Origin of the sequence: Winogradskyella sp. A3E31, from assembly GCF_046720935.1 — a bacterium.
Taxonomy (GTDB): domain Bacteria; phylum Bacteroidota; class Bacteroidia; order Flavobacteriales; family Flavobacteriaceae; genus Winogradskyella.
In genome coordinates, this window is the sequence record NZ_JBHNWH010000004.1 from 54,327 (window position 1) to 73,390 (window position 19,064).

The following is a 19,064-nucleotide window of genomic DNA, read 5'->3' on the forward strand; positions in this document are numbered from 1 at the left end:
ATGAAAATATCAGTAGAATTAACTTTGACCCCTTTACACGATGACTACGAACCATCTATTATTCACTTTATAAAAAAGCTACGTGCTTCAAATTTAAAAGTATTAGAGAATCCGTTGAGTACTCAAGTTTATGGGGAGTATGATGAGGTAATGCATTTACTCACCAAAGAGATAAAAGAAGCTTTTGAGTTAATGGAAAGAGGGCTTTTGTATCTAAAAATTGTAAAATCTGACAGACACGACTATGAACCCCATTTTTGAGTTTTTTTTCGGGCAATATTCAGATTACAGTACTATTGATATTATACTTGAAATTACTGCTGTCATTTTTGGGTTTTTGTCTGTTTGGTTTTCAAAACAAAATAGTATTTGGGTTTTCCCAACAGGGATGATAAGCACGGCGATTTTTGTTTACCTCTTGTTTAAATGGGAGCTATTGGGTGATATGATGATTAATGGATACTATTTCATTATGAGTATTTATGGATGGTATATCTGGACTAGAAAGGTTGATGCGACACATATGACACCGATTTCAATGACAACAGCTACAGAGAAGAGATTGAGTGTTGGTATTTTTATAGCGACACTATTGTTTGTTTACCTCGTTTATCAAACTTTTGAAAAATGGACTAGTTGGGTGGCTTATGTGGATACGGTGACCACGGCTATATTTTTTGTTGGGATGTGGTTGATGGCAAGGCGCAAAGTTGAAAATTGGATTTTTTGGATTATTGGCGATATTATCTCAGTTCCTTTATATTTTTATAAAGGCTTTACGTTTACAAGCTTTCAATATTTAGGATTTACTGTAATTGCAATTTATGGATATATAGCATGGAAGAAGCACTTAGACAACAACCCAGTGATTGCATAAAAGTAGTAGTGTTTGGTCCTGAATCAACAGGGAAAACGACCTTATCAAGACAGCTCGCTGACCACTACAATACCGTTTGGGTGCCAGAATATGCGAGAACGTATCTTCAAGAAAAATGGAACAATGAACAGAAAGCCTGCGAGCCTAAAGACCTTGTGCCTATAGCTGTAGGACAAATGGAATTAGAAAACACCTTAGCAAAAAAAGCAAACCGAGTATTGATTTGCGATACCGATTTACTAGAAACTAAAGTGTATAGTGAAGCGTATTACCAAGGCAGTTGTAATCCATTATTGGAGAAAATGGCACTCGAAAATTCGTACAATTTGTATTTTTTAACTTATATTGATGTGCCTTGGATTGCTGATGATTTAAGGGATAAACCTAATGAGCGCGCACGAATGTTTAGAGCTTTTGAGGACGCATTACAAAATGCAAATAAACTGTATGTTATTTTAAAAGGTTCTAAAAACATGCGTTTTAATAAAGCAGTTGAGCATATAGATAGATTACTAAAAGACAAGTAATGTTTACAGAACAAGACAAAAAACAAATATTAGATAAAGGACTTTCAGTTGAAAAGGTAAATGAACAGCTTTCTCTTTTTGAAGAAGGTATACCATTTACAAGTTTAGTAGAAGCTGCAACTTTAGATAATGGTATAAAACCGTTAAATAAAAAGGTAATAGAGCACTATATTTCAAAGTTTGAATCTCAAAAAAATGAATTAGAGACGCTGAAGTTCGTTCCAGCTTCAGGGGCTGCGACACGTATGTTTAAGTTCTTGTTTAAGTTTATAAAAAAATATAATCCAGAAGAACAATCCATAAATTCTTACATTAACAAAAGCAAACAAAGTGAGCTAAAATTATTCATTTTTGGGATGGATAAATTCCCTTTTTATAATGAGGTTTTAGATGTACTTCAGAAAAGAGGTATTGATTTCGATACTTTAAATATCAACCAAAAAGTGTGGCATTTTGCTCATGCAATGCTCGATGAAGACCAACTCAATTTTGGGAATTATCCGAAAGGGCTTTTGCCTTTCCATGAATATAAAAATAACATTGTTTCAACTGCGTTTGAAGAGCACTTATTTGAAACTGCCTTATATGCTCCTGATAATAAAGACGCAAAATTACATTTTACAATTTCAGAGCGGTACAAGAATAAATTTGTACAGGAGTTTGAACGCATAGAGCATAAGGTTGAGAAAAAAACAGAGTCTGAGTTTGAGATAGATTTCTCCTACCAACAGGAGTCAACGGACACGATAGCGGTAGATTTAAAAAACAAACCATTTAGAAATAAAGATGGGTCATTGTTGTTTAGGCCTTCTGGTCATGGTGCTCTTTTAACTAACCTAAACCAAGTGGATGCGGATATTATTTTTATAAAGAATATTGATAACGTTGTGGTTTACAAATACAAGGATGAAGTTGCCAAGTATAAAAAGGTATTAGCTGGTATTCTATTAGAAGTACAGAAAAAAGCGTTCCAGTATCTAAACCAACTTGACGAACAAAATATTAGCGATGAAACACTTGAAGAAATTAGTTCATTTTTACAAAGTGAGCTTAATGTAAGGTTAACAAGAGACTACCATAAATATGCTAAAAAGTATAAAATTCAATATTTAAGAATAATGTTGAACAGGCCTATCCGCGTTTGCGGGATGGTTAAAAATGAAGGGGAACCTGGTGGCGGACCATTTTGGATAAAAAACCAATATGGTGAACAATCTTTGCAAATCGTAGAATCGGCTCAAATTAATCGAAAGAATAAAAAACAGAAGGAAATATTTAATAATTCTACACATTTTAATCCCGTCGATCTTGTATGTGGTGTTAAGGACTATAAGGGAAATAAGTTCGACTTAATGAAATTTGTCGATAAAAAGACAGCATTCATTACCAATAAAACAAAGACAGGAAAAGAGTTAAAAGCATTAGAATTACCAGGACTTTGGAATGGTAGTATGGCCTTTTGGAATAGTATTTTTGTTGAGGTGCCTCTCATTACCTTTAATCCAGTAAAAACTGTCAACGATCTTCTAAAACCAGCTCATCAAATTAAGTAAAGTGGACAAAGATCAACTTGTTAATGAAGTGTCCTATAAAGCTGTCAGGAGTTCAGGTTCAGGTGGGCAAAACGTAAATAAGGTTGCTACAAAAGTGGAACTCTATTTTGATTTAGCAAACACGTCGCAGTTTTCTGATGATGAAAAAATAAAACTTGAGAACTTCTTCAACAATCGTTTAAGTAAAGACGGAGTTTTGGTGCTTAGTTGTGGTGAAAGCCGAAGTCAATTTAGAAATAAGTCTATTGTGACCCAGCGTTTTTTTGAACTTCTGGAGGAAGGCTTAAGGGAAGAAAAAGAGCGTATCCCAACTAAAACTCCAAAAGCGGCAAAACGAAAGCGACTTAAAAACAAGCGAATCAATTCTGAGAAAAAGGCCAATAGAAAGCCTCCAAATGTGGATTGATTATTTTTTTAGTTTTATAGTATCGTAATATTGCAATATTACGATTAATATATTGTGCTATCCCAAAAATTAAATTTTCCTCATTGCCATTCCATAATTGATATTTATCTTTGCGCTGTTCTCAAAAAAGGGGTGCTCGATTGATTGGCGAATGACGATTTGAGATTGACGATTGATGAATTGAAAAGTTCAGAAATCAAAAATCAAAAATCAAAAACGTAAATCCATTTGGCTGAGATCATACCCATTGAACCTAGAACAGGTAATGCTGTTTAGGAAACGAGCGTTAATAAAATGTCTAGTGGACATTTTTAGCGAGTGCGATAAGAATATCTATTTTTTTTTGAATTGAAAAAATTTGATTGGTTCTTCAAACTCACAAAAGCTCAAAAAATCAATAGTTAACATAGAATAATGACCTCTTTTTATTCGATTATAAATTTAATCGTAATGAAAAATGTATTTGCTTTTTTATGTCTTTTTGCACTGACTTTTAGTGCATTTTCACAAGAAAAAGAAACCGATTCTACCAAAGTTGAAAAATTAGATGAAGTTTTGGTAAAAGCCGTCCGTGTGGACGCTAAATCTCCAATTACACACAGTAATGTGACCAAAAAGGAGATTGAAAAACGCAATTTGGGCCAGGATATTCCTGTCTTGTTGAACTTTTTACCTTCTGTGGTCACAACTACAGACGCTGGTGCCGGCATAGGCTATACTGGTATTAGAGTAAGAGGCGTGAGCTCACAATCTACAAATGTGACGATTAATGGTATTCCGTATAATGATGCAGAATCCTTAGGGACATTTTGGGTCAACCTAGGGGATTTTGCATCTTCAGTAGAGAGCTTGCAATTACAGCGAGGTGTGGGGACATCCACAAATGGTTCTGGGGCTTTTGGGGCTAGTATCAACGTGTTAACAGATGCTGTTTCAAATGAGGCTTCGGGTGAAATCTCAAATTCTTTTGGAAGTTTTAATACCAGAAAGCACACCGTAAAGTTTAGTACGGGCTTACTTAATAATCATTTTGAAATTGCTGGTCGACTATCAAATATTCAATCAGATGGATATATCGACAGAGCATCGTCGAACTTAAAATCCTATTTTTTACAGGGTTCTTATGTGGACGATAATACACTAATAAAAGCCATTACGTTTGGGGGAAATGAAGTGACCTACCAATCTTGGTATGGATTTGAAGCTGCAACGGTTGGGGCTATTGGGTTTAACCCAAATATCGATGAAAACAGAAGGTTCAATATTGCAGGTATTCAGTTTGATGATGAAGGTAATTTTGAAGGCTATCACAACAACCAGGTGGATGATTACAGTCAAGATCATTATCAGCTACATTGGAATCAGCGATACAATAATCAATGGTCTACAAACTTAGGCTTAAATTATACCTATGGCCGTGGATTCTTTGAGGAATACGTTGATGATTATCTATATTCAAACATCTATTTTTCTAGCGATGCCACTTTCGAGTTTCTTGGAATAGATCCAATTACTGTCAATGGAGAAGAAGTAAATTCCATGGATTACATAAGAAGACGCTGGTTAGATAACGATTTTTTTGTAATTAATGCTAATGCCAATTACAAGGAAAATAATCTGGATATGATTTTTGGAGGGTCTTACAGTAATTACAAAGGGGATCATTTTGGCGAAGTCATTTGGGCAGAGTATGCAGACCAAATTGATTTTGAAGAGCGTTATTACGACGGTAGTTCTGTAAAGACAGATCTTTCATTTTTTGCCAAAGCCAATTATAGGTTAAATGAAAAAATTAGTCTTTACGGTGATTTACAGTTACGAAACATCAATTATGAGACTGAAGGAATTTCTTCAGATTTGGTGTTGTTTGAAGTTGATAAAGACTTTACGTTCTTTAATCCAAAGGCAGGGATTACCTATGATGTAAATTCAAATAACGATTTGTACTTTTCTTATGCAAGAGCAAACAGAGAACCAAACCGAACCGATTTTGAAAACGACAATGCTGTTAAGCCCGAACAATTAAATGATTTTGAATTAGGCTGGAGACATAACAAAAACAATTTCACGTTTAATGCAAACGCCTATTTTATGCTCTACAATGAGCAGTTGGTACTTTCAGGACAATTAGATAACGTGGGCAACCCTATACGTACCAATAGCGGTGAGAGTTATAGGTTGGGATTAGAGTTAGAGGCGATAATCCCTGTAACATCACAATTCACAATTCAGCCAAATGCTACTATTAGTTCTAATAAAAATGTGGAAACTATAGCGTCTATTAACGGAGAAATCGTCAATTTGGGCAAAACAGATATTTCATTTTCACCAGAACTGGTTGCGGCAAATGCTTTGGTGTACCGACCGGTCCAAAATTTACAAATGTCTTTATTAACCAAATACGTTGGGGAGCAATTTTTAAGCAACACAGAATCTGAATTTTCTAAATTGGATAGTTACTTAACTAACGATTTTAATATCAGCTATACTTTATATCCAAAGTCTGTGTTCAAATCTATTGTTTTAACAGGCTTAGTAAATAACATATTTAACGAAACCTATGTTTCTAACGGTTACTACTACACATTTGATGATGATTTTAGCAATCCAGGAGCGGTGACAACTATTGAAGGAGCAGGATTTTATCCCCAAGCAACTACAAACTTTTTAGTTGGTGCGACGCTTAAATTTTAAGTAAAATCTGACGTCTTTTTCTTAATCACAGTAAAAAAATTTAATTTTTTGCTGTGATTTTTTTGGTTTTAGCAGGAAATACAAGGAATTTTCTTGCATAAAAATAATTTTACACTTTTGTGTTTTGTGTTCTTTTTTAATTTAGTTTTGATTCGCAAATAACTCACTCACTCATAAAGAGTTATGTCTATAAAACAAAACAACAAAAGTTAAAGACTATCCATAAAAAGGGTAGCGTAGCTTACATTGATGATTTTTTTTATAACTAAATTTTAAACTAAAAGCCGAAGCATACTGTTTCGGCTTTTAAAACTTTTTATATGAAATTTAAACTCTATATTGTTTTAGTGTTGCTCTTGGTTATACCAAATAAAATATTTCCACAAACAAATTCAATATTTAACGATTACCACAAACTATCATTTCAATTTGGAGCATCGCGATATACTGGCTCAGAGACATCAACTATACCCTCAACTTTAAAATACAAATTTAGAGATTTTACATCGCCTCATTTTGGATTTTATTACGATTTACTCCAAACTGACAACTTTAATTTTAAGCTAGGCTTTTCTACTTTATTAGTTAGAGATTGGGAGGAATACGGAATAAAGGCAGAAGAAATACCAAGTGTTGATAGTAGCAGGGATTTCTACGTTGAAGGTGCTGGTAGTTGGCGTTTTAATCTTCCTTTAACTACCGAGTATCTAATCGATTTAGGCAAAAATAAACTCTTTATAAGTAGTAGTTTAATAATCGGTTATAGTAAAGAATATGGCAACACAGTAGCTCAATATGGGATAAAAGCTCCAAACGAATCAGAATTTACAACAATAGATAGGGTTTATCGAAGACAAACCGCACCATGGTATGCTAACGTACAATTTGGTGTCGGTATGTATTTTCCTTTTGAGAAGTGGATGTTGCGTACCAATGTCTATTATAATTTTGCATTGCAAGACCTCTATAATGGTACATTTTTGTTTAGTAATTTGGAGCAATCACCAGATACTTCGGGTAATTTTAGTTTTAGAGGGGATTCTTTTGGGATTGAGTTCTCAGTGTATTTAAAAAAGAAAAAGAAGTGAGAAAACCCTTTTGGCTTTATGTTATGTTGTCCCTGCCATTGTTTTTGACTGGTCAGAACACCCAATTTTTTAACAGTTACCACAAACTCTCATTTCAATTTGGTGTATCGAGATACTTTGGTTCAGATACAAACCCATTACCTCCAACTTTAGAATTGAATTTTATAAACTATACATCTCCACATTTTGGACTTTATTATGATATATTACAAACTAAAAATTTCAACTTTAAGGTAGGACTATCTGTGCTTTTAGTAAGAGAGATTGACGAATACAGAATCGATGCAATAGAAATACCTGATGTTGATAGAGATTATGGATTTATTATTGAAACAGTTTCAGATAACAGTTGGCGCTTTAATTTACCGATTACATCTGAATATATTCTTAATACCTCTCTTGGAAAGTTAAGTTTTAATGGGAGTTTAATTATCGGATATCATCAAAATTTTGGCCCAACATTTAGTGAGTATAATATAAAAGCACCACAAAATGAAGAGTTTACTTCTTTGAAATCTATCAATGAAAGACAAACCGCACCATGGTATGCTAACATACAATTTGGTGTTGGTATGTATTTTCCTTTTGAGAAGTGGATGTTGCGTACCAATGTCTATTGTAATTTTGCATTGCAAGACCTCTATAATGGTACATTTTTGTTTAGTAATTTGGAGCAATCGCCAGATACGTCGGGTAATTTTAGTTTTAGAGGGGATTCTTTTGGGATTGAGTTCTCTATTTATTTAAAGAAGAAAAAAAAGATTAATTAGTAACAATAAACTGATTATTCCCCACTGCCTCAACTCTGTATTCTTGTAGTGTGCAGGGTTGGGGATTTTCACCAGTGATTTGTCCAGTAACAACTTCGTAAGTGTTAGCATCTGGGCAACCACAAGTGGCAAATAGTCCATCAAGGCTAAGACCAGAACAGCTAGACGGCACATGGTTTGGATCTGCACCATCCCAAGCACGGAGCTGACCACTGCTAACAGCAACTATAATTAAACCATTATTGCCTTGACCTTCAACTCTAACAGCACTTACGGGAAATAGCAATTGATTAAACTGTGGCAAGTTGAGGTTAACGTTGTAATTGATGCCTACATCTAACAAAAAGTTACAGTTATTAGGTCGGTCATCACTATTACATCCCAGTAACAATAGGGTTGCAAAGACACAATAGATTCTTTTCATTCAGTGTTTTTTTTCGTTGCACAAGTTACAATTAATTCTCTGAGAGCATAAATTTTGTATATTTGTTAAACAATCTCGTGAAAGCGGGATTTTTTGCATTTACTACAACGAGTAAAGTGTTATAAATTGTTTCTATGCAATCTTTAGACTATTAAAACGAATGAATTATGAGTAAAGTATCATACTATACAGAGGAAGGATTAAAAAAATTAAGAGAAGAATTACGTCAATTAAAAGATATTGAACGCCCTAAAGCTTCACAGGCTATTGCTGAGGCAAGAGATAAAGGTGACTTGAGTGAAAATGCTGAATACGACGCAGCCAAAGAAGCCCAAGGAATGCTTGAAATGAAAATTTCAAAAATGGAAGAAACCTTATCGAATGCTAGGGTAATTGATGAGTCACAGTTGGATACATCTAAAGTTTTAGCCTTGTCTAAAGTGAAGATTAAAAATCAGACTAATGGTATGGAGATGACCTATACCTTGGTGGCAGAAAGTGAAGCGGATTTAGCATCTGGAAAGATTTCAGTAAACTCACCAATCGGTAAAGGACTACTTGGTAAATCTGTAGGCGATACTGCTGAAATCCAAGTGCCAAGTGGTATTATGAAATTTGATATATTAGAAATTTCTAGATAATTATATAGTATTAGGCACTTAGGTGTCACGCTGAGCCTCGCTCACTGAGGCGGACAGTGAGGCTCTCGAACTGCTCAAAGTGGTCGAAGTGCCTATTTAAAAAGATTCCTGTTGATTGCCTTTAAGAAATTGACAGGAATCTTTTATATTTATAGAAATTGTCTGGTTGAGCGCAGTCGAAACCTAATTATATTAGAACAATACAACCTTTCGACTGCGCTCAAGGAGACATAACATTTCATCTTATGCCCACCCTCTTTACAAAAATCATTAATGGTGAAATTCCATCCTATAAAGTAGCAGAAACCGAAAATTATCTTGCGTTTTTGGATATTAATCCAAACGCCAAGGGCCATACACTATGTATCCCAAAAAAAGAAGTGGATAAACTGTTTGATTTGGATGAAGCAGATTATCAGGGCTTAATGAATTTTTCAAGAACTGTAGCTAAAGCCATTAAAAAAGCAATACCCTGTAAACGTGTAGGGATGACCGTTATTGGCTTGGAAGTGCCACATGCTCATGTTCATCTCATTCCATTGCAATCCATGGAAGATGCACGTTTTTTAAGTAAGGCAACGTTAAGTGACGAAGAATTTAAGGACATAGCTGCTTCAATAGCAAAGCAGGTCTAATTAAATTACACCAGTAGCATAAAGAATTATTCCTACTAACAAAATCAAATCAACAACAATAAGTATCCAAGTTAACGTCTTTAATTTAATCGATTTTGGTTTTGGATTTACCGCACGAGTTTGATATGCAACAACCTGTTCTATATCATCGGTCCATCGTACTGGGAATATTTCCATATTACAATTAGTGCAGTGCATTTCTTTAATAGTGTCTAAAGTCACTGCCTTATAAAAGGCGTTTTCAACAAATTTTTGTCTAAAAACAAGCTGTAAACCCTCAGAAGAATAACACTCAGGGCAATTATTATTGAGTCTAGCCTCCTTTAATGTGAAATATTTTGAAGTTCCCATATCTCAAATTTAAGACTTTATTTTTAATGTAATTTGAATGGTTGTGCCCTTCCCAATTTCCGATTGAGACACCTTTATTTTCCCGTTATGGTAATCTTCAATGATACGTTTTGCTAATGAAAGTCCCAAGCCCCAACCTCGTTTTTTAGTCGTATATCCTGGTTCAAATATTTTAGAAAATAGCCCCTTTGGAATGCCTTTACCAGAATCGACAACTTCGATAACAACCTCTTTGGAGGTTTGATGGATCAATAGTTTAAGCTTACCCTTACCCTTCATCGCGTCAATGGCATTCTTTACTAAATTTTCAATGGTCCAACTGTATAATTGTTCATTCAAATCAACTTCTATGATGGAATCGGGAATTGAAATTTCAAAATCCACTAATTTTGAAGACCGTGCTTTTAAATAGTTGAAGGTATCTTCAGTTACAGCAACAATATCATAGGTCTTAAGAGTTGGTAATGAACCAATTTTACTAAAACGTTCTGTAATAGTTTGAAGCCTGTCAACATCTTTCTCCATTTCTGCAATGTACTCAGGGTTGACATTTTCAGATTTTAAAATTTCTGTCCAACCGACTAATGAAGACAGTGGAGTGCCAATTTGGTGGGCCGTTTCTTTAGCCATACCTGTCCAAAGTTTGTTCTGATCAGCAGTTTTAGCACTGCGATAAAAGAAATACACTACAGCAGCAAAAAGAAAAATAATCAGTAAAAGGGCAAGAGGGTAGAATTTCAGTTTATTCAGCAACGGGGAATTGCCATAATATAATGTTGATAAAACTTCATTCTTATATCTAATTTCAATAGGCTGATTCTGGTTCTTAAATTTCTCAATCAGGTTTAAGAGGTATGTTGAATCTTGAGCTTTATCTTCATCAATATTATTATAGTCCATACTACCTTCTTTACTCACCATTATCATAGGAGTTGTAGTATTACTTGAAATTATTTTCAATGGAAGATCCCCAATTTCTAAGTCTAAATTGGTCGTTGAACTAATTTCTTGTTGAGCAAATGACCAATTTTTCATTTTATTTCGTTCTTCAGACTTAAAATGTTGAAAGAACGAATAGGTATTCCAAAGGATAAGAGAGATAATAATGAATGAAGAAATAATCATTACCCAACGTAATGCATTTCTATTGGACGTTAATGCCATGGACTGCTGTAGTTTCTAATTCTAAATATAATGCAATTCTTGTAAAAATATTGTTGTAAACTATAACCAATTAATTTTAAGACTCTTGTAATATGGTTATCTTTGGGAAAAATCAAAAGTGCCTATGATTTCATACAACCCAAGTGAATTAGAAACACCAAAGTTACATAGTTATTTGTTGAGTGCCGTAGCGCCAAGACCTATTGCTTTTGCAAGTACTATTGATAAAGATGGCAACCCCAATTTATCCCCATTTAGTTTTTTTAATGTTTTTAGTGCTAATCCGCCCGTGATGATTTTTTCCCCTGCCAGACGTGTAAGGGATAATACGGTAAAACATACACTAATGAATGCTGAATCGGTTAAAGAGGTCGTTATAAATGTTGTAAATTTTGATATTGTACATCAAATGTCTTTAAGTAGTACGGAGTACCCTGAAGGTGTTAATGAATTTGAAAAAGCTGGGTTGACTATGGTAAAATCGGATGTTGTAAAGCCATTTAGGGTTGGAGAATCTCCTGTTCAGTTTGAATGTAAGGTCAATGAAATAGTAAAATTAGGTTCAGAAGGTGGCGCTGGTAATTTGATTGTTTGCGAAGTGGTTAAATTTCATATAGCGAAGGAAGTTTTGGATGAGTCAGGAAGTATTAATCAAGAGGCGTTGGATTTGGTGTCGAGAGCAGGGGGTAGTTATTACAGTAGGGCTAAAAATGGATTTTTTGAAATCCCAAAACCACTTAAAACAATGGGAATTGGTGTGGATGCGCTACCAGAAGAGATTAAAAACAGCATGATTTTAACTGGTAATGATTTAGGGATGTTGGCTAATGTAGAAAAATTGCCTAGCCAAAAAGAAATAGAAGATTTTATAAATGGTATAAAAGACCGCCATACAGACATTCGGAACAAATCTCATAGAGAAAAACATAAGCTGGCTCAAAATTATTTAAGTTATGGAGACGTGGAAAGTGCTTGGAAGTTATTACTTTCGTAGCCAGTAATTTTAGCACACATAATTAATACATTAAATTTAGAAAATGAAAGTACAAGGACGCATTAAAATGATAGGAGAAACACAAACCTTTGGAAGCAATGGTTTTAGAAAGAGAGAAGTGGTCGTGACTACTGAAGAGCAATATCCTCAACACTTAATGATTGAGTTTGTTCAGGATAAGACGGACTTATTAAACAATTTTAACGAAGGTCAGCAGGTAAAAGTAAACATCAACCTACGAGGAAGAGAATGGGTAAACCCACAAGGGGAAACCAAGTATTTTAACTCTATCCAAGGTTGGAGAATTGAAGCCTTACAAACAGAAGGGGGATCGCCAGAGATGCCGCCGGTGCCACCATCGGATGCGTTTGAGCCAGCAGGTGATTTAAATGATGACGATCATGATGATTTGCCTTTTTAATCAAAAAATTATATAAATTGAAGCCACGTTTTTACGTGGCTTTTTTTATTGAGAGTTGTGTCAACAAAGTGCAGATGAAGTAAACATGTATTTTCTAAATGAACGCATAACGTTCCCCGAGGTGTCCCAAGCCTCAAAAGATGGACTATTGGCCATTGGAGGTGATTTGTGTCCAGAACGGGTGCTTTATGCTTATTCAAAAGGCATCTTTCCTTGGTTCGAAGAAGGGGAGCCAATCCTTTGGTGGTCTCCAGATCCTAGATTTGTTTTGTTCCCAAGTGATGTAAAGGTTTCAAAAAGCATGAAACAGTTGTTTAAAAAGCAACGGTTCAAGGTCACAAAAAATCAAAATTTTAAAGCGGTTATCGAAAATTGTGCTAAGGTAAAACGAGAAGGTCAACAAGGGACATGGATAACGGAGGATATGATACAATCATACCAAAAACTGCACGAGTCTGGTTATGTCACCTCAATTGAAGTTTGGGATGAAAATGAATTGGTTGGGGGCTTGTACGGTATAGATCTTAAAAATGGTATGTTTTGCGGAGAAAGTATGTTCACTTTAAAAAGTAATGCCAGTAAATACGGGTTTATTCACTTTGTTCAAAACTCTAATTTTAAAATAATCGATTGCCAAATCTTTACGCCGCATTTAGAGAGTTTAGGGGCTAAAGAAATTCCCAGAAAAGAATTCCTAACCTTCCTTTAAACGTCATTATATCTAAAACAATTAACCTCGTGGTCGTTGACCATACCTGTCGCTTGCATGTGTGCATACACCACGGTTGAACCCACAAACTTAAAGCCTCTTTTTTTAAGGTCTTTACTAATGGTGTCACTTAAAGGAGTGTTGGCAGGAGCATCCTTATAGTTTTTAAAGCTGTTTTTGATGGGTTTTCCATCCACAAATGCCCAGATATATTTTGAAAATGACCCAAATTCCTCTTGAATTTTCATAAATGCCTGAGCATTGGTTACTGTGGCATTGACTTTTAATTTATTGCGAATAATACCTTCGTTTTGAAGTAACTCATCTACTTTTTCTTGCTGATACTTAGCTATTTTTTTGTAATCGAAATCATCTAGTGCTTTTCTAAAATTTTCTCGTTTTCTTAAAATGGTAATCCAGCTCAACCCGGCCTGAAAGGTTTCCAATATTAAAAATTCAAATAGGGTGTCATCGTCATAAACCGGGACGCCCCATTCCGTATCGTGATAGGCTTCATATAATGAATCCCCCACACACCAGCCACATCTATGCTTTTCTTCTTTAGTCATTTGTGCTAAGTTTTGCTTCAAGTTCTTTAATCTGGTTTTCTTGCATTTTATTTTTTCTTTTAAGCTCAATAATATAAACTATAGCATAAAGGAGGATGACAAGATATTTTAACTGTCTAGCATTCTCTTTGCTCATAAAATTTTGGGATTCACCCAAATTATAGGTTGAACTAAATACAGAAAAAGCAAATAAGATAATTAGAATAGACTTTGCCCAAACGAAAAAAGAAGACCAATTCATGCTGTAAGGTTTTGAGTTCAATTCTACTAATGTAACAACAGTTACACATTAATTACAAATTGAAACTTAATTTTGCACTATGAATATAACAGATGTTATTTCAATACAAGAACTTATCTCAGAAAGTCTTAAAACAAGCTTAACCTATAATGAGTATAGAGCTTTGGTCTTTGAACTAGCGAAAAAAGGCGAAACAACCGGGCATGAAAAAACGGAAGCTTTAGTTAATTACACGATGCTAAACGACCGCAGAATGAAGCGCTGGGATAAAACAGTAAAAATTTCTGAAGAGAATGAAATAGCTCTAAAAGATATTGAAAGCAGACAGACTTGGCTGGTCATTACAGAAAGCTGGTGCGGGGATGCAGCCCACATTATGCCTGTACTAAATAAGCTTGCAACATTAAATTCTAAAATAGAGTATAAGGTGGTGCTGAGAGACGAGAATGAAGATCTGATGAACCAGTTTTTGACCAATGGAAGTAAATCTATCCCTAAGTTGCTTATCATTGATAATGAAACTAAGAATGTCATTGATACTTATGGCCCACGGCCTTCGGAAGCGACGGATATGGTAGAAGCCTACAAGGAAGAATATGGAAAGCTAACCCCTGAGTTTAAAGAAGATTTACAACGTTGGTATAATAAGGATAAAGGTCTAACGACACAAAATGATATTATAAAAATATTGAAGGAGCATAATTAATCACCCTTATTTTGATTAATAGCAAGGCTGTTTTTCCGTAAAAAGAAGAGCAGCCTAATTTTTTCCTTTAAAGGCAAAGGTTATGGTACCTATTTGAGATGATTTTGTGCCCTGATTGAAGAGCACATTTTTTGCATATTCAATGGCATGATCGGTAAGGCATTGGTTGTTGGTTTGGGAAGCTCCATTAATGGAAGCATCCGTAACTCGCCCTTTTCGATTCACATGTATGGTAACAACAACTCTTCCACCATCCTCACACAGATAACGCGGGGTTTTATAATTAACCAGAGCTCGCCCTTTTAAAGAGTAGGTTAGTGTACTTTTGGTGTTAGAATGCTCTCCTGCTTTATTGAGATTGTCGCTTTTCTTTTTAAGAACATCCTTTAGTTTATTATAAGATTCTGTTTCGCTTTGTTTTAATGCATAAGCCTTACCACTGGTGTAGCTAGAGTTTGTGGTCAATTCTTCTTCAACATCACTTTCATTGGCTGCTTCGTCAGCATCACGGCTTTCTTCCCCTGCATCTTCCGTAACCGTCTTAAAATTCTTCATCATTTCCTTAAAATCCTGATCTTCATTAAAGGCTTTGTTTGTTGAAGGAAGGTTGGCATTGGCCAAAGCTTCAAGTTCTTCTAGAATTTCTTCTTCAGTTTTTGGTTCAATCTCATAGACACTTTCAGCGATAAATTCACTCTTTTTAGTTAAATGAATGCTGAACAATCCGAAGACCACAATTCCTGTGACCAAGAATGTGATAATTAGGGCTTTATGTTTTTCTAATAGGGTCAAAAATTAATTATTTTTATAACTTTTCCGTCACTAATATATACGAATATAGTATTCAAAAAGATTAAATCACAAAAAAAGCTGCAATTACCGTGCTAAAAACGAGGTAATTGAGAAATAAATTCTTCTGGGGTATTCGCATCTTCTACCTTAAATTCTCCAATTCGAGTACGACGTAATTCTGAAAGGTGAGCACCTGATTTTAGTGCTTTTCCAAAATCATGAGCCAAAGATCTAATGTAAGTGCCTTTGCTACAAATGACTCTAAATTGAAGCTTATTTTCTTTAATTTCGGTAATTTCAAAGGTCGAAATTTCAACCTCTCGAGGCTTAATTTCAACATCCTCCCCAGCCCTTGCAAATTCGTATAAGCGTTTGCCATCCTTTTTTATAGCAGAAAAAACAGGAGGATACTGCTGAATCACTCCAGTAAACTGTTCAGTTGTTTTGTGAATTAACGATTCGGTAATATGGCTGGTTTCAAAAGTGTTATCAATCTCAGTTTCTAAATCAAAAGACGGAGTAGTGCTTCCAAGAGTAATAGTGCCAGTATATTCCTTTTCTTGACCTTGAAACGTATTAATCTGTTTGGTCATTTTTCCTGTGCAAATTACTAAAAGTCCTGTAGCCAATGGATCTAATGTACCTGCATGACCAACCTTTATTTTTTTAATCCCAAAAGCTTTTCTAATGGACCAACGTAATTTATTGACCGCCTGAAAAGACGTCCAATGCAAGGGTTTGTCTATGAGTAAGACCTGGCCGTTTTTAAAATCTTCTTCAGTTTTCATTAGAGCAGAGACCAAATGATTGCAGTAATACCAACAATAACACAGTAAATGGCAAAATAAGAAAGCTTACTCTTTTTAACCAGAGCTATCATCCAAGTGCAGGCAAAGAGACCAGCAACAAAAGCAGCAATAAATCCAATACTAAGGGATGTAAAATTACTAGTATCATAGGTTAATTCTCCTCCTAAAATGTCTTTCGCAATTTTCCCAAAAATCAATGGTACAACCATTAAAAATGAAAAACGGGCTGCTTTTGTTTTGTCATTTCCCAATAGCACGGAGGTTGAAATAGTAGCTCCCGACCTTGAAATCCCTGGTAACATAGCAATAGCTTGTGAAACACCAATAATAAAAGCATTACCAAAGCTGACTTTCTTTTGGGTGTCTTTGGCTTTGTCGGCTAAGAACAGAAGTATGGCCGTTACAATGAGCATACAGCCAACTAATAATATATTGCCACCAAAGAGCGATTCTAATTGTTCTTCAAAGAATAAGCCGACGATTACAGCAGGAATCATAGAAACAGCAATCTTAGAAATAAATTGAAGATCTTCATTCCATTCAAATTTTAAAACGCCTTTCAAGATAGACCAAACGTCCTTTCTAAAGACCACAATTGTACTTAAAGCGGTAGCAAAATGAAGCACTACAGTAAATAGTAAACTTTCTTTTGGAACGGAACTATCTCCTAAAATGGCTTTACCAAGTTCTAAATGACCACTAGATGAGACTGGGAGAAATTCAGTAAGACCTTGAACAACACCTAAAATAATAGCATCAATTATTTCCATGGGGCAAATGTATCAAAATACTCAGCTTGATTTTGAGAAGCTAATTTTATTTTTTAGAATCAGAATCTTTTTGGTTTGTTAAGATGGCATAGACTTGTATTCCGAAACCAATCAACACTAAAGTAGGTGCTAATCGAATTCGTCTCCAGCTAAAAATGGATTCGTCAAAAACGTTAGGGTCATCACTGCCGCCGCCAGCCATAAGAATAAAACCAACAGCTATAAAAGCTAAGCCAATAAATAGCCATTTGTAGTTTTTCTTTCCGAAGATAAATTCAGGTTTAGATTGTTCTTTACGTTTTTGTTCTCCCATAAGACTTAGTTGATTGTCTAATTTGATACAAATTAAATCAATTTCAAGTGAAATTATTCATTATTACAAAAAAATAAGCTTGGATGTCCTTTAGTTACTCAAGACTTTATCCAAGCTTATTGTATTTTTATTATATAATTAGGTTATTTAAAAACGTGTTGAGTTTCAGTTTTTACAACTTTTTGCGCTTCTTTTTTTGATGCATTATTAGTTTGCTCTGCAAATAATACAACGGTCATACCTATTAAACAAATACCGACAAACAATATACGACTCATAATTTCCAAATTTAAATTAAACAAAAAAGTTGGTTTGGATTAGGTATTGTTATATCAAAAAAATAGGTTTTAGATTATTATATAACACGAATTTAGGGTGCAAATTGCTTGCTGCAAGTTAAAACAGCGTTAATTAAGACTAAATGGGTTGTTAAATCAATAGTACAATTGATCCGTTTTCAGATTAAGAAAACGTTGTGTAGCAATAAAAGTACTTATCCAGGTTATAATAATGCCCATAAAAAATATGCCTAAAAAGAGAATGCCGATAAGCGCTGTATTTTCCATAAGAGATAAGTCAGGGAAAGATTTATTTACGTAATAAAGGACAACTGCCATACCAATCATGGCGACAATGGCACCAATAATTCCAAGTTTTACGCTTTGCCAAACAAAAGGACGACGAATAAAAGTCTTAGTCGCCCCAACCATTTGCATGGTTTTAATGATAAAGCGTTTAGAGTAGACCGCTAATCGTATGGAACTGTTGATGAGTAATACAGCTATCAACGTAAATAAGCCACTAATAATCAATACCCAAAAGGTGATTTTTTTAACGTTATCATTCATTAATTCAACGAGGTCATTGTCGTACCGAATTTCTTCAATAAAGTCTTTGGTCGATAGTTCAGTCGAAATTTCTGAAAGCTGATCTGTGGTCACATAATCTGCTCTCAAATACACATCAATAGAATTTTTAAGTGGGTTATAGCCCACAAAATCCATAAAATCCTCGCCAGTTTCCCCCTGCATAAATTCTGCTGCCTCTTCTTTTGAAACATAAACGGCTTCCTTGGAGTAGTCAGCCATAGCTAAACTTTTTTGAAGTTGATTGACTTCAACCTCCTTGGCGGTGTCATTTAAATAAATGGTCATGACCACCTGCTCCTTAAAATGATCGGCCACTTTTTTAGAATTAATAACCAATAAACCCAAGCATCCCAATAAAAATAAAACGAGCGCAATACTAATAACCACCGAAATGTATGAGGAAACTAATTTTCGTTTTTGATACTGATCAAATGATGAGGCCATAAATGGTAATTAATGCTGTAAAAATATAAAAGAATACGAACAAAACTTCAAAAGATATAAGTCTTTTGATGTCATTAAAAATGTCTTTCCCGTTATACAGAAAATCTCATTAACTCGTTGAGCATTTTGAGCATAGAATAGTAATTAATCGTCAGTTCGAGTGATTTTGACTCCGAAAGCTTTCGGGATCAAAATCGTATCGAGAACTTTCTTAAGTTAAAATTCTGATTCTCGATACAAATTTCACTCATTTTCAATCGTGAAATTCACTCGAATTGACAAATTTTATCAGAAAGT

25 protein-coding genes are annotated in these 19,064 nt (G+C 34.7%); 14 read left to right on the plus strand and 11 right to left on the minus strand.

Features of this window, described 5'->3' with window-relative positions; all coding sequences use genetic code 11:
• The 8 genes from ACFEMA_RS06185 to ACFEMA_RS06220 all read left to right on the plus strand — a co-directional run bounded on the left by ACFEMA_RS06185 (window position 1) and on the right by ACFEMA_RS06220 (window position 7,915).
• The gene (locus tag ACFEMA_RS06185; protein WP_411767192.1) at window positions 1–261 is read left to right on the plus strand and encodes a thiamine-binding protein; all 261 of its coding nucleotides are present in this window, start codon (window positions 1–3) and stop codon (window positions 259–261) included.
• Window positions 245–877: a nicotinamide riboside transporter PnuC gene (gene pnuC / locus ACFEMA_RS06190; RefSeq protein WP_411767193.1), complete on the plus strand. Its 633-nt coding sequence runs from the start codon at window positions 245–247 to the stop codon at window positions 875–877. Before ACFEMA_RS06185 ends, pnuC begins: the two co-directional genes overlap by 17 nt.
• On the plus strand, window positions 838–1,404 hold the full coding sequence (locus ACFEMA_RS06195) for an AAA family ATPase (RefSeq protein WP_411767194.1): 567 nt from the start codon (window positions 838–840) through the stop codon (window positions 1,402–1,404). Before pnuC ends, ACFEMA_RS06195 begins: the two co-directional genes overlap by 40 nt.
• Entirely contained in the window at window positions 1,404–2,957 is a 1,554-nt protein-coding gene (locus tag ACFEMA_RS06200; protein WP_411767195.1) for a DUF4301 family protein, read from the plus strand. Before ACFEMA_RS06195 ends, ACFEMA_RS06200 begins: the two co-directional genes overlap by 1 nt.
• A gap of 1 nt (window position 2,958) precedes the next feature.
• Window positions 2,959–3,363 (plus strand): alternative ribosome rescue aminoacyl-tRNA hydrolase ArfB, encoded by a 405-nt coding sequence (gene arfB / locus ACFEMA_RS06205; RefSeq protein ID WP_411767196.1) that lies wholly within the window; start codon window positions 2,959–2,961, stop codon window positions 3,361–3,363.
• Window positions 3,364–3,813: 450 nt separating this feature from the next.
• Window positions 3,814–6,057 (plus strand): TonB-dependent receptor, encoded by a 2,244-nt coding sequence (locus ACFEMA_RS06210; RefSeq protein WP_411767197.1) that lies wholly within the window; start codon window positions 3,814–3,816, stop codon window positions 6,055–6,057.
• 320 nt (window positions 6,058–6,377) lie between these two features.
• Entirely contained in the window at window positions 6,378–7,145 is a 768-nt protein-coding gene (locus ACFEMA_RS06215) for a hypothetical protein (protein WP_411767198.1), read from the plus strand.
• Window positions 7,142–7,915, plus strand: a complete 774-nt coding sequence (locus ACFEMA_RS06220; RefSeq protein WP_411767199.1) for a hypothetical protein — start codon at window positions 7,142–7,144, stop codon at window positions 7,913–7,915. The genes ACFEMA_RS06215 and ACFEMA_RS06220 overlap by 4 nt, the downstream gene beginning before the upstream one ends.
• On the opposite strand, the gene ACFEMA_RS06225 is transcribed toward ACFEMA_RS06220, so the two are convergent.
• Window positions 7,908–8,339, minus strand: coding sequence for a hypothetical protein (locus ACFEMA_RS06225; protein WP_411767200.1), 432 nt, complete (start codon window positions 8,337–8,339; stop codon window positions 7,908–7,910). The genes ACFEMA_RS06220 and ACFEMA_RS06225 overlap by 8 nt on opposite strands.
• A 167-nt stretch (window positions 8,340–8,506) precedes the next feature.
• Between ACFEMA_RS06225 and greA the strand changes: the two genes are divergently transcribed.
• Together greA and ACFEMA_RS06235 are read left to right on the plus strand one after the other, a co-directional pair.
• Window positions 8,507–8,980: a transcription elongation factor GreA gene (gene greA / locus ACFEMA_RS06230; RefSeq protein WP_411767201.1), complete on the plus strand. Its 474-nt coding sequence runs from the start codon at window positions 8,507–8,509 to the stop codon at window positions 8,978–8,980.
• A gap of 245 nt (window positions 8,981–9,225) precedes the next feature.
• Window positions 9,226–9,615 carry an HIT family protein gene (locus tag ACFEMA_RS06235; protein WP_411767202.1) on the plus strand — a complete coding sequence of 130 codons (390 nt, stop codon included), beginning with the start codon at window positions 9,226–9,228 and terminating at the stop codon, window positions 9,613–9,615.
• Here the strand turns inward: ACFEMA_RS06235 and ACFEMA_RS06240 are convergent, their stop codons facing one another.
• Both ACFEMA_RS06240 and ACFEMA_RS06245 read right to left on the minus strand, forming a co-directional pair.
• Window positions 9,616–9,966 (minus strand): hypothetical protein, encoded by a 351-nt coding sequence (locus ACFEMA_RS06240; protein ID WP_411767203.1) that lies wholly within the window; start codon window positions 9,964–9,966, stop codon window positions 9,616–9,618.
• 9 nt (window positions 9,967–9,975) lie between these two features.
• Complete coding sequence (locus ACFEMA_RS06245; protein ID WP_411767204.1) at window positions 9,976–11,130, minus strand: sensor histidine kinase; 1,155 nt, start codon at window positions 11,128–11,130, stop codon at window positions 9,976–9,978.
• A gap of 124 nt (window positions 11,131–11,254) precedes the next feature.
• Here ACFEMA_RS06245 and ACFEMA_RS06250 point away from each other — a divergent pair, with 124 nt between their 5' ends.
• From ACFEMA_RS06250 to aat, 3 genes are all read left to right on the plus strand, one after another.
• The gene (locus ACFEMA_RS06250) at window positions 11,255–12,124 is read left to right on the plus strand and encodes a flavin reductase family protein (RefSeq protein WP_411767205.1); all 870 of its coding nucleotides are present in this window, start codon (window positions 11,255–11,257) and stop codon (window positions 12,122–12,124) included.
• A gap of 43 nt (window positions 12,125–12,167) precedes the next feature.
• Window positions 12,168–12,545 carry a DUF3127 domain-containing protein gene (locus tag ACFEMA_RS06255; protein ID WP_411767206.1) on the plus strand — a complete coding sequence of 126 codons (378 nt, stop codon included), beginning with the start codon at window positions 12,168–12,170 and terminating at the stop codon, window positions 12,543–12,545.
• Between the two features lie 85 nt (window positions 12,546–12,630).
• On the plus strand, window positions 12,631–13,254 hold the full coding sequence (aat, locus tag ACFEMA_RS06260; RefSeq protein ID WP_411767207.1) for a leucyl/phenylalanyl-tRNA--protein transferase: 624 nt from the start codon (window positions 12,631–12,633) through the stop codon (window positions 13,252–13,254).
• Here aat and ACFEMA_RS06265 read toward each other — a convergent pair.
• Together ACFEMA_RS06265 and ACFEMA_RS06270 are read right to left on the minus strand one after the other, a co-directional pair.
• Window positions 13,251–13,823: a DNA-3-methyladenine glycosylase I gene (locus ACFEMA_RS06265; RefSeq protein WP_411767208.1), complete on the minus strand. Its 573-nt coding sequence runs from the start codon at window positions 13,821–13,823 to the stop codon at window positions 13,251–13,253. The genes aat and ACFEMA_RS06265 overlap by 4 nt on opposite strands.
• The gene (locus ACFEMA_RS06270; protein WP_411767209.1) at window positions 13,816–14,064 is read right to left on the minus strand and encodes a hypothetical protein; all 249 of its coding nucleotides are present in this window, start codon (window positions 14,062–14,064) and stop codon (window positions 13,816–13,818) included. Before ACFEMA_RS06270 ends, ACFEMA_RS06265 begins: the two co-directional genes overlap by 8 nt.
• A 79-nt stretch (window positions 14,065–14,143) precedes the next feature.
• Here ACFEMA_RS06270 and ACFEMA_RS06275 point away from each other — a divergent pair, with 79 nt between their 5' ends.
• Window positions 14,144–14,770 (plus strand): thioredoxin family protein, encoded by a 627-nt coding sequence (locus tag ACFEMA_RS06275; protein WP_411767210.1) that lies wholly within the window; start codon window positions 14,144–14,146, stop codon window positions 14,768–14,770.
• A 54-nt stretch (window positions 14,771–14,824) separates the two neighbouring features.
• Here the strand turns inward: ACFEMA_RS06275 and ACFEMA_RS06280 are convergent, their stop codons facing one another.
• From ACFEMA_RS06280 to ACFEMA_RS06305, 6 genes are all read right to left on the minus strand, one after another.
• Window positions 14,825–15,562 carry an energy transducer TonB gene (locus ACFEMA_RS06280; protein WP_411767211.1) on the minus strand — a complete coding sequence of 246 codons (738 nt, stop codon included), beginning with the start codon at window positions 15,560–15,562 and terminating at the stop codon, window positions 14,825–14,827.
• Between the two features lie 92 nt (window positions 15,563–15,654).
• Window positions 15,655–16,350 (minus strand): tRNA pseudouridine(55) synthase TruB, encoded by a 696-nt coding sequence (truB, locus tag ACFEMA_RS06285; RefSeq protein ID WP_411767213.1) that lies wholly within the window; start codon window positions 16,348–16,350, stop codon window positions 15,655–15,657.
• Entirely contained in the window at window positions 16,350–17,141 is a 792-nt protein-coding gene (locus tag ACFEMA_RS06290; protein ID WP_411767215.1) for an undecaprenyl-diphosphate phosphatase, read from the minus strand. Before ACFEMA_RS06290 ends, truB begins: the two co-directional genes overlap by 1 nt.
• 46 nt (window positions 17,142–17,187) lie before the next feature.
• A complete protein-coding gene (locus tag ACFEMA_RS06295) occupies window positions 17,188–17,454 on the minus strand; it encodes a DUF3098 domain-containing protein (protein WP_411767216.1) in 267 nt (88 codons plus the stop codon).
• 143 nt (window positions 17,455–17,597) lie between these two features.
• Entirely contained in the window at window positions 17,598–17,732 is a 135-nt protein-coding gene (locus ACFEMA_RS06300) for a hypothetical protein (protein ID WP_411767217.1), read from the minus strand.
• Window positions 17,733–17,888: 156 nt separating this feature from the next.
• Window positions 17,889–18,767 (minus strand): cell division protein FtsX, encoded by an 879-nt coding sequence (locus tag ACFEMA_RS06305; protein WP_411767218.1) that lies wholly within the window; start codon window positions 18,765–18,767, stop codon window positions 17,889–17,891.
• Window positions 18,768–19,064: the final 297 nt, after the last annotated feature.

Coding starts and splice junctions, on each gene's coding strand:
- ACFEMA_RS06185 (WP_411767192.1), top strand. CDS start 1: ATGAAAATATCAGTAGAATTAACTTTGACCCCTTTACACGATGACTAC.
- pnuC (WP_411767193.1), top strand. CDS start 245: ATGAACCCCATTTTTGAGTTTTTTTTCGGGCAATATTCAGATTACAGT.
- ACFEMA_RS06195 (WP_411767194.1), top strand. CDS start 838: ATGGAAGAAGCACTTAGACAACAACCCAGTGATTGCATAAAAGTAGTA.
- ACFEMA_RS06200 (WP_411767195.1), top strand. CDS start 1,404: ATGTTTACAGAACAAGACAAAAAACAAATATTAGATAAAGGACTTTCA.
- ACFEMA_RS06210 (WP_411767197.1), top strand. CDS start 3,814: ATGAAAAATGTATTTGCTTTTTTATGTCTTTTTGCACTGACTTTTAGT.
- ACFEMA_RS06215 (WP_411767198.1), top strand. CDS start 6,378: ATGAAATTTAAACTCTATATTGTTTTAGTGTTGCTCTTGGTTATACCA.
- ACFEMA_RS06225 (WP_411767200.1), bottom strand. CDS start 8,339: ATGAAAAGAATCTATTGTGTCTTTGCAACCCTATTGTTACTGGGATGT.
- greA (WP_411767201.1), top strand. CDS start 8,507: ATGAGTAAAGTATCATACTATACAGAGGAAGGATTAAAAAAATTAAGA.
- ACFEMA_RS06235 (WP_411767202.1), top strand. CDS start 9,226: ATGCCCACCCTCTTTACAAAAATCATTAATGGTGAAATTCCATCCTAT.
- ACFEMA_RS06240 (WP_411767203.1), bottom strand. CDS start 9,966: ATGGGAACTTCAAAATATTTCACATTAAAGGAGGCTAGACTCAATAAT.
- ACFEMA_RS06245 (WP_411767204.1), bottom strand. CDS start 11,130: ATGGCATTAACGTCCAATAGAAATGCATTACGTTGGGTAATGATTATT.
- ACFEMA_RS06250 (WP_411767205.1), top strand. CDS start 11,255: ATGATTTCATACAACCCAAGTGAATTAGAAACACCAAAGTTACATAGT.
- ACFEMA_RS06255 (WP_411767206.1), top strand. CDS start 12,168: ATGAAAGTACAAGGACGCATTAAAATGATAGGAGAAACACAAACCTTT.
- aat (WP_411767207.1), top strand. CDS start 12,631: ATGTATTTTCTAAATGAACGCATAACGTTCCCCGAGGTGTCCCAAGCC.
- ACFEMA_RS06265 (WP_411767208.1), bottom strand. CDS start 13,823: ATGACTAAAGAAGAAAAGCATAGATGTGGCTGGTGTGTGGGGGATTCA.
- ACFEMA_RS06270 (WP_411767209.1), bottom strand. CDS start 14,064: ATGAATTGGTCTTCTTTTTTCGTTTGGGCAAAGTCTATTCTAATTATC.
- ACFEMA_RS06275 (WP_411767210.1), top strand. CDS start 14,144: ATGAATATAACAGATGTTATTTCAATACAAGAACTTATCTCAGAAAGT.
- truB (WP_411767213.1), bottom strand. CDS start 16,350: ATGAAAACTGAAGAAGATTTTAAAAACGGCCAGGTCTTACTCATAGAC.
- ACFEMA_RS06290 (WP_411767215.1), bottom strand. CDS start 17,141: ATGGAAATAATTGATGCTATTATTTTAGGTGTTGTTCAAGGTCTTACT.
- ACFEMA_RS06295 (WP_411767216.1), bottom strand. CDS start 17,454: ATGGGAGAACAAAAACGTAAAGAACAATCTAAACCTGAATTTATCTTC.
- ACFEMA_RS06300 (WP_411767217.1), bottom strand. CDS start 17,732: ATGAGTCGTATATTGTTTGTCGGTATTTGTTTAATAGGTATGACCGTT.
- ACFEMA_RS06305 (WP_411767218.1), bottom strand. CDS start 18,767: ATGGCCTCATCATTTGATCAGTATCAAAAACGAAAATTAGTTTCCTCA.